Origin of the sequence: Streptomyces sp. NPDC085944, from assembly GCF_040686295.1 — a bacterium.
Taxonomy (GTDB): domain Bacteria; phylum Actinomycetota; class Actinomycetes; order Streptomycetales; family Streptomycetaceae; genus Streptomyces; species Streptomyces salinarius.
In genome coordinates, this window is the sequence record NZ_JBFBJX010000018.1 from 14,809 (window position 1) to 28,741 (window position 13,933).

At 73.8% G+C, this 13,933-nt stretch carries 11 protein-coding genes; 5 read left to right on the forward strand and 6 right to left on the reverse strand.

What is annotated here, in order from left to right; genetic code table 11:
- Window positions 1-172: 172 nt before the first annotated feature.
- Together AB0P07_RS29485 and AB0P07_RS29490 are read left to right on the forward strand one after the other, a co-directional pair.
- Window positions 173-1,441 carry an MFS transporter gene (locus tag AB0P07_RS29485; protein WP_365555891.1) on the forward strand — a complete coding sequence of 423 codons (1,269 nt, stop codon included), beginning with the start codon at window positions 173-175 and terminating at the stop codon, window positions 1,439-1,441.
- Window positions 1,371-2,720, forward strand: coding sequence for a D-arabinono-1,4-lactone oxidase (locus AB0P07_RS29490; protein WP_365555893.1), 1,350 nt, complete (start codon window positions 1,371-1,373; stop codon window positions 2,718-2,720). The genes AB0P07_RS29485 and AB0P07_RS29490 overlap by 71 nt, the downstream gene beginning before the upstream one ends.
- On the opposite strand, the gene AB0P07_RS29495 is transcribed toward AB0P07_RS29490, so the two are convergent.
- Window positions 2,644-3,522 carry a hypothetical protein gene (locus AB0P07_RS29495; protein WP_365555895.1) on the reverse strand — a complete coding sequence of 293 codons (879 nt, stop codon included), beginning with the start codon at window positions 3,520-3,522 and terminating at the stop codon, window positions 2,644-2,646. The two genes, AB0P07_RS29490 and AB0P07_RS29495, sit on opposite strands and share 77 nt — an antisense overlap.
- A 472-nt stretch (window positions 3,523-3,994) precedes the next feature.
- On the opposite strand from AB0P07_RS29495, the gene sepH reads away from it, so the two are divergent.
- Window positions 3,995-5,053 carry a septation protein SepH gene (gene sepH / locus AB0P07_RS29500; protein ID WP_102929405.1) on the forward strand — a complete coding sequence of 353 codons (1,059 nt, stop codon included), beginning with the start codon at window positions 3,995-3,997 and terminating at the stop codon, window positions 5,051-5,053.
- A 65-nt stretch (window positions 5,054-5,118) separates the two neighbouring features.
- On the opposite strand, the gene AB0P07_RS29505 is transcribed toward sepH, so the two are convergent.
- The gene (locus AB0P07_RS29505; RefSeq protein ID WP_365555897.1) at window positions 5,119-5,970 is read right to left on the reverse strand and encodes a sulfurtransferase; all 852 of its coding nucleotides are present in this window, start codon (window positions 5,968-5,970) and stop codon (window positions 5,119-5,121) included.
- A gap of 249 nt (window positions 5,971-6,219) precedes the next feature.
- On the opposite strand from AB0P07_RS29505, the gene AB0P07_RS29510 reads away from it, so the two are divergent.
- Together AB0P07_RS29510 and AB0P07_RS29515 are read left to right on the forward strand one after the other, a co-directional pair.
- A complete protein-coding gene (locus AB0P07_RS29510; protein WP_365555899.1) occupies window positions 6,220-7,023 on the forward strand; it encodes a VOC family protein in 804 nt (267 codons plus the stop codon).
- A 60-nt stretch (window positions 7,024-7,083) separates the two neighbouring features.
- Window positions 7,084-7,959 carry a PhzF family phenazine biosynthesis isomerase gene (locus AB0P07_RS29515; protein WP_365555901.1) on the forward strand — a complete coding sequence of 292 codons (876 nt, stop codon included), beginning with the start codon at window positions 7,084-7,086 and terminating at the stop codon, window positions 7,957-7,959.
- A 40-nt stretch (window positions 7,960-7,999) separates the two neighbouring features.
- Here AB0P07_RS29515 and AB0P07_RS29520 read toward each other — a convergent pair whose 3' ends face one another.
- The 4 genes from AB0P07_RS29520 to AB0P07_RS29535 all read right to left on the reverse strand — a co-directional run bounded on the left by AB0P07_RS29520 (window position 8,000) and on the right by AB0P07_RS29535 (window position 13,910).
- Window positions 8,000-8,650, reverse strand: coding sequence for a thymidine kinase (locus AB0P07_RS29520; protein WP_061442133.1), 651 nt, complete (start codon window positions 8,648-8,650; stop codon window positions 8,000-8,002).
- Between the two features lie 41 nt (window positions 8,651-8,691).
- The gene (locus AB0P07_RS29525) at window positions 8,692-9,885 is read right to left on the reverse strand and encodes a nucleotide pyrophosphatase/phosphodiesterase family protein (protein ID WP_365555903.1); all 1,194 of its coding nucleotides are present in this window, start codon (window positions 9,883-9,885) and stop codon (window positions 8,692-8,694) included.
- Complete coding sequence (locus tag AB0P07_RS29530) at window positions 9,885-10,481, reverse strand: DUF5998 family protein (protein WP_365555905.1); 597 nt, start codon at window positions 10,479-10,481, stop codon at window positions 9,885-9,887. The genes AB0P07_RS29525 and AB0P07_RS29530 overlap by 1 nt, the downstream gene beginning before the upstream one ends.
- A gap of 96 nt (window positions 10,482-10,577) precedes the next feature.
- Entirely contained in the window at window positions 10,578-13,910 is a 3,333-nt protein-coding gene (locus AB0P07_RS29535) for a GNAT family N-acetyltransferase (protein ID WP_365555907.1), read from the reverse strand.
- Window positions 13,911-13,933 lie beyond the last annotated feature (23 nt).

Consider the following 13,933-nt stretch of genomic DNA (forward strand, 5'->3'; position numbering starts at 1 on the left):
GCCCCGATCCTGCCACCCGGCACTGACAGCGGGGAAACGGTGGGGTACCGACCGTGCGTGTCACCAGGTCCCGGGGGTGTCTTCGGGCGCGGTGACGAGTAATCTGTATCGACCGCGTTCGCGCCTTACGAAGCCGTCGCCCTGCCGTCACTGAGCCGCTTCGGAGACCTCGTTGGCCAGTCCCTACCGCGCCCTGTTCGCCGTCCCCGGCACCAAGGGCTTCTCCGCCGCGGGCTTCCTCGGCCGGATGCCGTTGTCGATGATGGGCATCGGCGTGGTGACGATGATCTCCCAGCTCACGGGGCGGTACGGACTGGCCGGGGCCCTGTCGGCGACCATCGCGCTCGCCGCAGCCGTGGCGGGACCCCAGGTCTCCCGCCTGGTGGACCGGTACGGGCAGCGCAGGGTGCTGCGCCCGGCGACCCTGGTGTCGCTGACCGCGGCGGCGCTGCTGCTGGCGGCCGCGTACTTCGAGTGGCCGGACTGGGTGCTGTTCGTCGCCTGCGTCGGCATCGGCTGCGTGCCGAGCCTCGGCGCGATGGTCCGGGCCCGCTGGGCGGCCCTGTACCGGGGCACGCCGCAGCTGCACACCGCGTACTCCTTCGAGTCCGTGGTGGACGAGATCTGCTTCATCCTCGGCCCGATCGTCTCCATCGGCCTGTCCACGGCCTGGTTCCCGCAGGCCGGGCCGCTGCTCGCCGCCTGCTTCCTGGCGACGGGCGTCTTCTGGCTGACCTCGCAGCGCGCCACCGAGCCGGAACCGCACCCGCGCGAGCACAAGGGCGGCGGCACCGCACTGCGCTCCCGGGGCCTGCGGGTCCTGGTCGGCACGTTCGCGGCCACGGGAACGATCTTCGGCGCCATCGACGTGGTCACCGTGGCGTTCGCCGAGGAGGAGGGACACAAGGCCGCCGCCAGCCTCGTCCTCGCCCTCTACGCGGCGGGATCGTGCACGGCGGCCATGGTCTTCGGCCTGCTGCGCTTCGCGGGACCGCCGGAACGCCGCTGGCTCCTGGGCGTGTGTGCGATGGCCGTGAGTATGATCCCCCTCCTACTGGTCGGAAACTTGCCGTTCCTGGCCGTGGCGCTGTTCGTTGCGGGCCTGTCCATCGCTCCCACGATGATCACGACGATGTCCCTCATCGAAGAGCACGTACCACGCACGCAGCTCACCGAGGGCATGACCTGGGTGAGCACCGGACTCGCGGTCGGGGTCGCGCTCGGCTCCTCCGCGGGCGGCTGGGTGATCGACGCCTCCGGGGCGCGTGCCGGGTACGGGGTTCCGGCGGTGGCCGGGGCCGTCGCGGTCGCGGTCGGTTTCCTCGGGTACCGCCGGCTCAAGCGGCCGGAACCGCGTCGGGGAGGGACCGTTGAGCAGCACACGCACGGCGAGCGGCAGGGCGAGCGGGCGGCCGAAGGGCCGGAACGGCACATGGCGTAACTGGGGCGGCAACATCACGGCGCGCCCCGCGCGGGAGGTCGCTCCCGCCTCGGTAGACGAACTGGCCGGCGCCGTGCGCAGGGCGGCCGAGGACGGGCTGCGGGTCAAGGCGGTCGGCACGGGGCACTCGTTCACGTCGATAGCCGCGACGGACGGTGTGTTGATCCGCCCTCAACTGTTGACGGGCATCCGCGGCATCGATCGCGACGCCATGACGGTCACGGTCGAGGCCGGAACCCCGCTCAAGAGGCTCAACCTGGCGCTCGCGCGGGAGGGTCTGTCGCTCACGAACATGGGCGACATCATGGAGCAGACCGTCTCGGGCGCCATCAGCACCGGCACCCACGGCACCGGCCGCGACTCGGCCTCGATCGCCGCCCAGATCCGCGGCCTGGAGCTGGTCACGGCCGACGGCTCGGTGCTGACCTGCTCCGCGGACGAGAACCCCGAGGTGTTCGCCGCCGCGCGGATCGGCCTCGGGGCACTGGGCGTCGTCACCGCGATCACCCTCGCCGTGGAGCCGATCTTCCTGCTGACGGCCCGCGAGGAGCCGATGCCGTTCGACCGGGTCCTGTCCGACTTCGACGCGCTGTGGTCCGAGAACGAGCACTTCGAGTTCTACTGGTTCCCGCACACCAACAGCACCAACACCAAGCGCAACAACCGCAGCGCCGGTCCGGAGCAGCCGGTGGGCCGGTTCCAGGGCTGGATGGACGACGAGTTCCTCTCCAACGGCGTCTTCCAGGCGGCGAACTGGGTCGGCCGCGCGGCGCCCGCCACCATCCCGTCGATCGCCCGGATCTCCAGCAGGGCACTCTCGGCGCGGACGTACACGGACACTCCCTACAAGGTCTTCACATCACCGCGCCGGGTGCGGTTCGTGGAGATGGAGTACGCCGTTCCGCGCGAGGCCGTCGTCGAGACGCTGCGCGAACTGAGGGCCATGGTCGACCGTTCGCGGCTGCGGATCAGCTTCCCGGTCGAGGTGCGCACGGCCCCGGCCGACGACATCACGCTGTCCACCGCCTCGGGGCGCGACAGCGCGTACATCGCCGTCCACATGTTCCGGGGCACGCCCTATCAGGCGTACTTCACCGCCGCCGAGCGCATTTTCACGGCGCACGAGGGCCGGCCGCACTGGGGCAAGGTCCACACCCGGGACGCCGAGTACTTCTCCCGGGTGTATCCGCGCTTCGGCGAGTTCACGGCGCTGCGGGACCGTCTTGACCCTGGCCGGCTGTTCCTGAACGACTACCTGCGCCGGGTTCTGGGGCCGTAGCCGAGGCGTCCGGGCCGGGGGTACCGGTGTCGTCCCCGGCGCCCTCGTCGCCGGTGGCGTCCGGGGTGGGCGTCGGGCCGGCCGTCGTACCGCCGCCCTCCGCGGAACCGCCCTCGGGCGACGGACTCTCGCCGGCCCCGTCCGGGCTCCCGGAAGGGGTGGAGGCCGGTGCGTCGTTCCCCGTACCGGAGTCCTTCGCGTCATCCGGGTCACCGGAGCCGCCCGAGCCCCCGCCGTCCCGCACGCCCTCGGAGCCGCCGGACTCCCCCGAGGGGGAGGCGGACTTGTCGTGACCGGTGAAGGCGCTGCCGACGGTGGTGCTGTGTCCGCCGCTCAGGTTCTGGCCGGAGGCGACCTCGTACACGGTGATCCCGGCCATCGTGACGCCGAAGACGAGGGCCGCCGCGACCAGCGGGCGGCGCCGGCCCCTGGTCCGCGCGCGGTAGACGGTGCCCTCGGTGAAGTCGCCCGCGGCAGAGGCGGAACCCGGGCCCGGGACCGCGGCCGGGACCGGCACGGTCCTGCCGCCGATCCGCACGGCGGCGACGGTGCGCTTCACCCGGATCTGCTCCCCGGTGCGCTTGAAGAAGTGCTGGAGCACCGAGCCCCCGCAGGTGGCCACGACGCTGATCAGACCGGCGCCGGCGATCGTGCCGTAGACGCCGAAGGAGGAGGCGAGTTTGGCGGCCACCACCGCGGCCAGGGCGCTGCTCGCGACCTGGGGGACGCTCAGGTCGATTCGCTTGGACTCCCCCTTCGCTTGCATGTCCGCATCACCCGCACCATCGGACCTTTCACGCATCGTCGGACCTTGCCTTCCTTTCCCGTACGGGAGCGATCAACTGCACGAGAAAGGGACGTGCGGCCGAAACCATTAGTTCCGTTTCTGGTGATTGCGTGAAGTACGCCACGTCCAAGATCGCGGAAATCCGGCCGTGGACGGCCAAGGAGCACCTCTTGCCAGAAGTTGGGCGGCGTGCCAATCCACGCACGTGGCCCGAATGGAGTACTGTTGCGAGCCCTGGAGCCGGTCTCCCGACGAGGGGTCCGGCACCGCGAAGGACCGCCACGAGGGGGACAGTTGCACAGGGTGACGGAGTTGGTCACTTAGCGTTGCGAACAGGTAACCGTGCCATAACGGCGATCCAGGGCCCGCGCCCGACACGCCGGGCAACTCGGCAAGGTTGTGGCAGGCTGCACCCGGGCAGGCCACACTCGACAGAGCGGAAGCAGCGACGCACGTGACGTCGGCAGGCACCACCCGGGAGGTCCCCATGCCCGAACTGCGTGTCGTGGCCGTCTCGAATGACGGCACACGGCTGGTGCTGAAGGCTGCGGACAGCACGGAGTACACGCTTCCGATCGACGAGCGGCTCCGGGCCGCCGTGCGCGGCGACCGTCCCCGCCTCGGCCAGATCGAGATCGAGGTGGAGAGCCATCTCCGCCCCCGCGACATCCAGGCGCGTATACGAGCCGGCGCGACCGCGGAAGAGGTCGCGCAGATGGCCGGCATCCCCGTCGACCGCGTACGGCGCTTCGAGGGTCCCGTGCTGGCCGAGCGCGCCTTCATGGCGGAGCGGGCCCGCAAGACCCCCGTCCGCCGCCCCGGCGAGAACTCCGGACCGCCCCTCGGCGAGGCCGTCCAGGAACGGCTGCTGCTGCGCGGCGCCGACAAGGACACCGTCCAGTGGGACTCCTGGCGCCGCGACGACGGCACCTGGGAAGTCCTGCTGGTCTACCTGGTCGCGGGCGAACCGCACTCGGCGAGCTGGACGTACGACCCGCCGCGGCGCCTCGTCCAGGCCGTCGACGCGGAGGCGCGCGCGCTGATCGGCGAGTCCGACGACCTCGCCGCGCCCGAGCCCAGCTTCCCGTTCGTGCCGCGCATCGCCCGGCTGCCGCGCGACCGGCCGCTCGACCGCACTCTCGACCGGGAGCAGCGGGAGCGTCCGAGCCTGCCCCCGCCGCCGGCCGAGCCGTCCGACGACACCGCGGCCACCGCCTCGGTCGAACGCGAACGCGACTCCCTGACCAGCCTGCTGGAGGCCGTACCGAGCTTCCGGGGCGACCTGGTGGTGCCCGAGCGCGCTCCGGAACCGGTGGAGGAGCCCGTCGAGGAACCCGAGGTGGAGGAGCCCCCGGCGCCCGCGGCGTCGGCCGGTTCCGCCTATGCGGACGTGCTCATGCCGCGCTCGGTGGCCAGTCACCGCGACCGCCTCACCGGTTCCACCGACCGCCAGGCCGAGGCCGACGGCGTCCGGCCGGGCCGCCGCGCGGCGGTGCCGAGCTGGGACGAGATCGTGTTCGGGACGCGGCGCAAGAAGCAGGAGTAGCCCGCTGAGACCGGGCAACCGAAGGGGCCGCACCGGCGGGTGCGGCCCCGACCCCCGTCCTGCCCCTACTGCGGGTCCGGCCCCACGGCGACCGGCCGCTCCGGATCCGACGACCACTCGGACCACGAACCCACGTACAGCGCCGCCGGAATGCCCGCCACCGCCAGCGCGAGCACCTCGTGGGCGCCCGACACGCCCGAGCCGCAGTACACACCGACCGCGCCGTCCTCCGTGGCGCCCAGGCTCTTGAAACGCGCCCGGAGTTCCTCGGCCGGCAGGAAGCGCCCGTCCGGGGCGACGTTGGCGGTCGTGGGCGCGGACACGGCGCCCGGGATGTGGCCGCCGACCCGGTCGATCGGCTCGACCTCGCCCCGGTAGCGCTCCCCCGCGCGGGCGTCGAACAGCACCCCGGACCGGGCCAGCGCGGCGGCCTCGTCCGCGTCCAGCAGTCCCGCCGCGCCCGGCGCGGGCACGAAGTCGCCCTCCGCGGGCGTCGGGACGTCCGTCGACAGCGGCCCCTCCCAGGCCGTCAACCCGCCGTCGAGCACTCGCACGTCCGGGTGACCCGTCCAGCGCAGCAGCCACCAGGCACGGGCCGCCGCCCACCCCTGTCCGCCGTCGTGGACGACGACCGGCCGACCCCGCGACACGCCCGCCCGGCGCATCGCCGCGCCGAACTCCGCCACGTCGGGCAGCGGGTGGCGGCCGCCCGCGCCGGGCGTGGCGGCGAGCTCCCGGTCCAGGTCGACGTAGACGGCACCGGGCAGGTGCCCGGCCTCGTACTCGGCCCGGCCGTCGAACGGCGCGGCCCCGGCCGCCTTCGCCGTGCTCAGTTGCCAGCGGACGTCGAGCAGGACCGGCGGGTTGGCGCCCGCCAGTTCGTCGACGAGTTCGGATGCGGAGATGATGGCGTTCATGGCCCCATCCTGGCGTACCGAGTGGCCGAGGCGTCGTTGTCGGGCTACTCTGCCCGCCGGACAGTACCGATCACGAGGCGTACGGGTTCGGCCACATGCTGTACTGCCCGGGCAGCAAGCTGCCCCACGAGCGCGACCCCGCCCGAAACGCCGCACCGGATCCGGTGCCGGCTTCGGTGCGCAAGCCGCGAGAGCCCACCGGAGCGGAAGCGGACGCACGGCCCGCGAAGGGCCGAGAAGAGGGTGACGATGACCGACGCACGGGGATCGGACAGCCGGATCGGCGAGACGAACGTCCGGCGCGCGCCCGGCACACCCTGCTGGGTGAGTCTGATGGTGCACGGACCGGCCGCCACCCACGACTTCTACGGCGCCCTGTTCGGCTGGGAGTTCCGGCCGGGACCCCACCAACTGGGGCCGTACGCACGGGCCCTGCTCGACGGGCGCGAGGTGGCCGGCATCGGTCAACTGCCCCCGGACCGCCAACTGCCCACCGCCTGGACGCCCTACTTCGCCTCGGACGACGTCAACCGCACGGCCGATACGGTGCGCCTGTGCGGCGGCACGGTCGGCGTCGGCCCCCTGGACGCGGGCGAGGCGGGCCGCATGGCCCTCGGTTCCGACCCGGCGGGTGCCGTCTTCGGCATCTGGCAGGCGGCGGCCCACCTCGGCACGGCCGTCGCCGGGGTGCCCGGCACCCCGGCGTGGAACGAGCTGCTGACGTACGAGACCACGAGCGTCGCCAAGTTCTACGAGACGGTGTTCGGTTTCGAACTGGACCCCGAGACCTCGGCCGGCCGCGACCGCGTCACCCTGCGCCTGGCCGGCCGCCCGGTGGCCGGCATCCAGGGCGTCGGCGACGCCCTGCCGCGCGACCGGGGCCCGCACTGGATGACGTACTTCGAGGTGGCCGACACGGACGCGTCCGTGGAGCTGCTCGTCGGCCTGGGCGGGCATGTCCTCACGCCCGCCGAGGACACGGTCCACGGACGGGTGGCGACGGTGGCGGATCCGGAGGGGGCGCGATTCACGGTGGTGCAGCCTCCGCGCTGAGCAGGCGGGCGCGTACGACGCTGCCGGAATACGCCTGCCCGGCCCCGTGTTGGCGCGATCATGACGACGAATGCCGCGGAACCCGAGGTACTGCGCTACACCGCCTTCTCCAGCACCCCAGACGGCGGAAACCCCGCCGGTCTCGTGCTGGACGCCTCCGGTCTGGACGACGCCGGGATGCTGGGCATCGCCGCCGGGCTCGGGTACTCCGAGTCCGCGTTCCTGACCGCTCCCCCGGAGGGTCTGGGCGGCGAGGAAGGGCGGGCGTACAGCATCCGTTACTTCAGTCCCAAGGCCGAGGTGCCGTTCTGCGGGCATGCCACCGTCGCGGCGGCCGTCGCGCTCGCCGAGCGGATCGGGCCCGGGGAGCTGGTGTTCGCGACGCGCGCCGGTACCGTGCCGGTGACGGTGGCCGAGGAGGGCGGGGCGTTCAGGGCCACGCTCACCAGCGTCGAGCCGCACGTCGAGGAGGTCACCGACGCCGACCTCGGGGAAGCGCTCGCCGCGCTCGACTGGCCGGCCGCCGATCTCGACCCGGCCTTTCCGCCCCGGATCGCGTTCGCCGGGGCACGTCACCTGGTGCTCGCGGCGGCGACCCGCGCCCGCCTCGCGGAGCTGGCGTACGACTACGCCCGCCTCGAAGCGCTGATGCACCGACTGGACCTCACCACGGTGCAGTTGGTGTGGCGGGAGTCGGCCACCCTCTTCCACGTCCGTGACCCGTTCCCCGTCGGCGGTGTCGTCGAGGACCCCGCGACCGGCGCCGCGGCCGCCGCGTTCGGCGCGTACGCCCGTGAGCTCGGCCTCGTACCCGCGGACGCCGTCCTCACCCTCCGCCAGGGCGAGGACCTGGGCCGCCCCGGCGAGCTCACGGTCACCCTGCGCGCGGGCGACCCCCGCGTCCGGGTCGGCGGCTCGGGCACCCGCATCGGCTGAGCGGCCGCTCCCCCGCCCCGGGCGGGCCCGGTCGGACCCGTCAGCTCGGGGAGACGGGCAGCACGTCCGGCGACAGGGCAGCCGCGCGGGCCGTCGCGGCGGTCGTACGGCGGCGGTGGTGGCGGCGGCACAGCACCTCGTAGCCGATCTCGTCCGGGGACTGGGCGACGTCGCCGACGACCACCTGTGCGCCCTCGACGACCATGACGCCGCCGACGGTGCGGGCGTTGTGCGTGGCGCGGGCGCCGCACCAGCACAGGGCCTCGACCTGGAGCACCTCGACGCGGTCGGCGAGTTCCACCAGGCGCTGGGAGCCGGGGAAGAGCTTGGAGCGGAAGTCGGTGGTGATGCCGAAGGCGTACACGTCGACGTCGAGGTCGTCGACCACGCGCGCGAGCTGGTCGATCTGGTCCGGGGCGAGGAACTGCGCCTCGTCCGCGATGACGTAGTCCACCCGGCCGCCCTGCGAGAGGTGGTCCACGACATGGGCGTAGAGGTCCTGGCCGTCCCCGACCTCCACCGCGTCGGTGACGAGGCCGAGGCGGGAGGAGAGCTTGCCCTCGCCCGCGCGGTCGTCGCGGGTGAAGATCATGCCGGCCAGTCCGCGCGCCGAGCGGTTGTGCTCGATCTGGAGAGCCAGTGTCGACTTCCCGCAGTCCATCGTTCCGGAGAAGAACACCAGCTCGGGCATGAGGGGTTGGGCACCTTTCGGCGGAGGAGGGGCGTGCGGGGTCAGGAGCGTACTTCGAGCAGGGGGACGAGCTGCTCGGCCGGGGTCATCGAGCCGTGGTTGCCGACCATCGCCGACTCCTTGGGCTCGCGCTCGGAGGCGATGAGCAGGACGTCGTCGCGCGCCGCGGCGACCACGTCGCCGATGCGGGCGTACACCCGGTCGTCGATGCGGGGACCGAACCAGCCCGCCGCGATCGCCTCGTCCCGCGACGCCACCCAGAACTGCTCGCCGAGCACCTCGCGCCAGCAGGTCAGCACGTCGCTCCGGGCGCCGGGGACCGCGTAGACGTGGCGGGCGCGGCCCTCGCCGCCGAGGAGGGCGACGCCCGCCTTCAGCTCCCAGTCCTCGTCGAAGTCGATGCGGTGCTCCTCGTCGAAGGGCACGTCGATCATGCCGTGGTCGGCGGTGACGTACAGGGCGCTGCGCGGCGGCAGTTGCTCGGCGAGGCGCTGGACGAGCCGGTCGACGTGGCCGAGCTGGCCGCGCCAGGTGTCGGAGTCGACGCCGAAGCGGTGGCCGGCGCCGTCGACCTCGGCGTAGTACGTGTAGACGAGGGCGCGGTCGGCGCGGGCCAGCTGCTCGGCGGCGCAGTCCATCCGGTCCTCTCCGGACAGCCGTCCGTGGAACTCGCCGCCGCTGAGCGCGACCTTGGTCAGCGGGGTGTTCGCGAAGGTCGGTGAGGAGACCTGGGCCGCGTGCACGCCGGCCGCGTGGGCCAGGCCGAAGACGGTGGGGTACGGCTGCCAGGGGCCGGGCGCGGTCCAGGGCTGCCAGCGGAGCTGGTTCATCAGCGCGCCCGTGGCGGGATCGCGCACCGTGTAGCCGGGCAGACCGTGGGCGCCCGGCGGGAGTCCGGTGCCGACGGAGGCGAGGGAGGTCGCGGTCGTGGCCGGGTAACCGGCGGTGATCGGGCGCCCGGTGCCACCGCGTGAGCTGTCCAGGAGCGAGGTGAGGAAGGGGGCGTCGTCGGGGTGCGCGCGCAGCTGCTCCCAGCCGAGTCCGTCGATCAGGAAGACGCAGTTGCGGTCGGCCGGGGTCAGCTCGGTGATCCCCGCTGTCATGCCGGGGACGCCGAGGCCGGCGGCCAGGGTGGGCAGCAGGTCGGCGAGGGACCCCGTGCCGTACTCGGGTACGGGGGCGGAGTAGACGGGGAGCGGTTCCGGGTGGGTGTCCCAGGCGGTGTACTGCGTCATCAGCGGGCGGAGTCCGCGGTCGCCTCGGAGAGGGCCTGGGCGAAGTCGAGCGCCTGGCGCACCGTCTCGGGACCGTCGCCGGCCTCGCTGACGCGCAGGCTGAGGTCGTCGGCCGTGGAACTGCCCGTGTAGCCGTGGTCGGCCTCGCAGTTGGGGTCGCCGCAGGCGGCCGGTTCCAGGTCGAGGCGGGAGACGGCGCCCCAGCCGATGGTCAGCACGATCTCGCGGGGCAGCGTGCCCGGCTTGTACTGCTCCGGGTTGGCGACGACGCGGCTGACGACGATGGACGAGATCCGGCCGAGCTTGACGGACTCCGTGGACGTGGTGGCGTACGGCGTCGGGGAGGTGTCGTCGGCGGCCTGCTCGTCGGTGTGGCTGACGATGAAGCGGTTGCCGGTGAGGACCAGCACGGTCACGTGCCGGCGCACCTCGTTCTGGTCGAACGTCGTCTCCTGGTGGACCAGGTACGACCGCACGGGCTCGCCGCCCACGGCGGCCTCCACCGCCTCGGCCACGAGGGCCGGGTAGTAGCCACTGCGCTCGATCGCCGTTCGCAGCCCCTGGGTCGTCGTACTGGTCTTGGCCATGCCGTCCATCCTACGGGGACCCACTGACTGCGAGGGACGCTCCTGCGGGTACCCGTCCCGGGCCGTGGGCGGCGCGGGGACCGGGCGGGTCCGTGCGGCGGCGGATCAGTACGCCGGCATGGTCCGCGGCCCCAGGTCGTCCCTGGCGGGAGGGGGCGCGAGGCGGACGGAGGCGCCGAGGACGCTCAGGCCGTGCGGGGCGACCACGACCGGCTCCAGAGTGACGGCGACGACCTCCGGGTGGTCGTCGACCAGCCGGGAGACCCGCAGCAGCAGCTCCTCCAGCGCGGCGGAGTCGACGGGAGCCGAGCCGCGCCAGCCGAAGAGGAGGGGTGCCGTGCGGATCGAGCGGATGAGCGAGGTGGCGTCCCGGTCGGTGACCGGGATCAGCCGGTGCGCCATGTCGCCGAGCAGCTGTGTGGCGGCGCCGGCGAGGCCGAAGGAGAGCACCGCGCCGGCGGCCGGGTCGATGACCGCCCGTACGACGGTGTCGACGCCGCGCGGGGCCATGCCCTGCACGACGGGGCGCAGCTCCGCGGGTTTCCCGAACAGCTCGGTCAACTCGGCGAAGGCACGGCGCAGCTGCTCCTCGTCCGCGAGGTCGAGGCGTACGCCGCCCAGGTCCGCGCGGTGACGCAGGTGCGGGGCGGTGGCCTTGAGGGCCACGGGGTAGCCGAGGGTCCGCGCGGCGGCCGCGGCGTCGTCGGGGGTGGGGGCGGGCAGGGCGCGGTGGACGTGGACGCCGTACCTGCCGAGCAGGTCGCAGGTCTCCCGGTCGCCGAGGGTGAGCCCCTGTCCGCGCGCGAGGAGGCCGGCGATCTGCTCGGCGGCGCCCTTCTCGTCGATGTCCTCGTACTCGGGCACCTTGCCGGGGTCGGCGGCCTCGCGCCGCCACTGGGCGTAGGCGACGGCCTCACCGAGCGCGCGGACGGCTCGCTCGGCTGCGGGGTAGGCGGGAATCAGGTGGGCTCCTGCCGGCGCCGGGACGGCGGGCGGCACTCGGGGCGAGGCCGCGGACGAACCGGAGGGAGCCGCAGCGGCCCCGCCGGGAGCGGCGTGGGGGGCGCTGCGCGCAGCGCCCCGTGCGGGGCTGCGGGAAGCCGCCTCGGAACGCGCGCCCGGAGCGGTCTCGGCGGCGGGGCCCGGAGCCGCAGCCGGAGGGGCTCCTGGAGCGGTCTCGGCGGCAGGGTTCGGAGCCTCCCCACGGGGCGGAGCTGCCGGTGAGGCGAGGCCCGGAGCGGCCTGAGGGGCGCCTGGCGCTTCCTGTGGGGCGGCGCCCCGAGCGGCGGCAGGAGTGCCCGGAGCGGAATCGGCGACGGGGCCCGGCGCAGTCTGAGAGGCGGTGCCGGGGTCGGCCTGAGACGCGGCCCCCGGCCCAGTGTGAGAGGCGACACCCGGAGCGTCATCGGCGGCGGGACCCGGTGCGGCCGGGGCGGGACCGGCGGCGCTGCCCGCAGCCGCGTCGGAAGGGGCACCCGGGGCGGCCTGCGCGGCGGTGCCCGGAGCGGACTGGGCTGCGGTGCCCGGCGCAGCCGGGGCGGCGGTCGGGGCGGAGCCGGCCTGGGGGGCGGTGCTTGTCGCCGCCGACAGGGCCTGCGCCAGGCCGCCCAGCTCCACGTGGACCACGAGGACCGGCTTGGTGGGGACCGCGGCAGCCGCCGAGCGCAGCGCCTCGGCCAGTGCGGCGTCCCCGGCGGCCCCCTCCCCCACCGTGGGGATCGCGGTCACCACGACGGCGTCGCAGGTGCCGTCGGCCAGGGCCCCGGCCAGGGCGGCGTGGAAGTCGTCGGCCGACGCGGCGGTCGTCAGGTCCAGCGGGGGCTGCGGGCGCAGTCCCTCGGAGAGGCACGCGTCGTACGTGAGCAGTCCCAGGGACTCGGAGTTGCCCAGGATGGCCACCCGCGGTCCGGTCGGCAGCGGCTGGCGGGCGAGGAGCAGCCCCGCGTCGACCAGCTCCGTGATGGTGTCGACCCGGATCACGCCGGCCTGGCGCAGCAGCGCGGAGACCGTCGCGTGCGGCAGCCGTGTCGCCCGTACGGCGTGTCCCTGGGGTGCCACGCCGCCGTGCCGGGCGCCCTGCACGACGACCAGGGGCTTGACCGCGGCGGTCCGTCGGGCGAGGCGGGTGAACTTGCGCGGGTTGCCGATGGACTCCAGGTACATCAGCGCGACGTCGGTGTCCGGGTCGTCGTACCAGTACTGCAGGACGTCGTTGCCCGAGACGTCGGCGCGGTTGCCGGAGGAGACGAAGGTGGAGACGCCGGTGTGGCCGGTGACCCCGCCGCCACGCCGGTGCAGCCGGGAGAGCAGGGCGATGCCGATGGCGCCGGACTGGGCGAACAGGCCGATCCGGCCGGGGCGCGGCATCTCGGGGGCGAGGGAGGCGTTGAGCCGCACGTCCGGGGAGGTGTTGACGATTCCGAAGGCATTGGGCCCGATGATCCGCATGCCGTAGGTGCGCGCCTGGCGCACGAGGGCCCGCTGGCGCTCACGGCCTTCGGGGCCGCTGTCGGCGTACCCGGCGGAGATCACCACGAGGCCCTGCACGCCGTGCTCGCCGCACTCGGTGACGACGTCGGGGACGCGCGCGGCGGGCACGGTGACGACGGCGAGGTCGACGGGTCCGTCGATGTCGCGCACGGAGCGGCACGCCGTGACCCCGTCGAGTGTCTTCTGCTCCTCGGGAAACGCCCTGTTCACGGCGTACAGACGGCCCGTGTAGCCGGCGTCGCGGATGTTGTCGAGGATGCTGCGGCCGACGCCGCCCGGGGTGCGGCCGGTGCCGACGACCGCGACCGAGCCGGGCTGCAGCAGCCGCTGGACGGAACGGGCCTCCGCGCGCTGCTCGCGCCCGTACTGCACGGCGAGCGAGCGGTCGGTGGGTTCGAGACCGAACTCCAGGCGGACCACGCCGTCCTCGAAGCTCCGCTTCTGGGTGTACCCGGCGTCCATGAAGACTTTGATCATCTTGGTGTTGGCGGGCAGCACCTCGGCGGCGAAGCGGCGGATGCCGCGCTCGCGGGCGACGGCGGCGATGTGCTCCAGGAGGGCGGAGGCGACGCCGCGTCCCTGGTGGGCGTCCTGGACGAGAAAGGCGACCTCGGCCTCGTCGGCCGGTGCGGTGGCGGGTGTTCCGCCGGCGCCGATCCGGTCGTAGCGTACGGTGGCGATGAACTCGCCGCCGATGGTGGCCGCGAGTCCCACCCGGTCCACAAAGTCGTGGTGCGTGAAGCGGTGGACGTCCTTGGCGGACAGGCGAGGGTACGGCGCGAAGAAGCGGTAGTACTTCGACTCGTCGGAGACCTGCTCGTAGAAGCTGACCAGGCGCTCGGCGTCATCAACGGTGATGGGGCGGACGCGCGCGGTGCCGCCGTCGCGCAGCACCACGTCGGCTTCCCAGTGGGCGGGGTACTCGTGCCGGTCCGACGAGGTCTGCATGGGCCCCAGACTACGGCTCGCGT

Excerpts from the sequence above, each read along its gene's own strand:
- AB0P07_RS29495 (WP_365555895.1), bottom strand. The coding sequence starts at position 3,522 with ATGCGTGAAAGGTCCGATGGTGCGGGTGATGCGGACATGCAAGCGAAG.
- sepH (WP_102929405.1), top strand. The coding sequence starts at position 3,995 with ATGCCCGAACTGCGTGTCGTGGCCGTCTCGAATGACGGCACACGGCTG.
- AB0P07_RS29505 (WP_365555897.1), bottom strand. The coding sequence starts at position 5,970 with ATGAACGCCATCATCTCCGCATCCGAACTCGTCGACGAACTGGCGGGC.
- AB0P07_RS29510 (WP_365555899.1), top strand. The coding sequence starts at position 6,220 with ATGACCGACGCACGGGGATCGGACAGCCGGATCGGCGAGACGAACGTC.
- AB0P07_RS29515 (WP_365555901.1), top strand. The coding sequence starts at position 7,084 with ATGACGACGAATGCCGCGGAACCCGAGGTACTGCGCTACACCGCCTTC.
- AB0P07_RS29520 (WP_061442133.1), bottom strand. The coding sequence starts at position 8,650 with ATGCCCGAGCTGGTGTTCTTCTCCGGAACGATGGACTGCGGGAAGTCG.
- AB0P07_RS29525 (WP_365555903.1), bottom strand. The coding sequence starts at position 9,885 with ATGACGCAGTACACCGCCTGGGACACCCACCCGGAACCGCTCCCCGTC.
- AB0P07_RS29530 (WP_365555905.1), bottom strand. The coding sequence starts at position 10,481 with ATGGACGGCATGGCCAAGACCAGTACGACGACCCAGGGGCTGCGAACG.
- AB0P07_RS29535 (WP_365555907.1), bottom strand. The coding sequence starts at position 13,910 with ATGCAGACCTCGTCGGACCGGCACGAGTACCCCGCCCACTGGGAAGCC.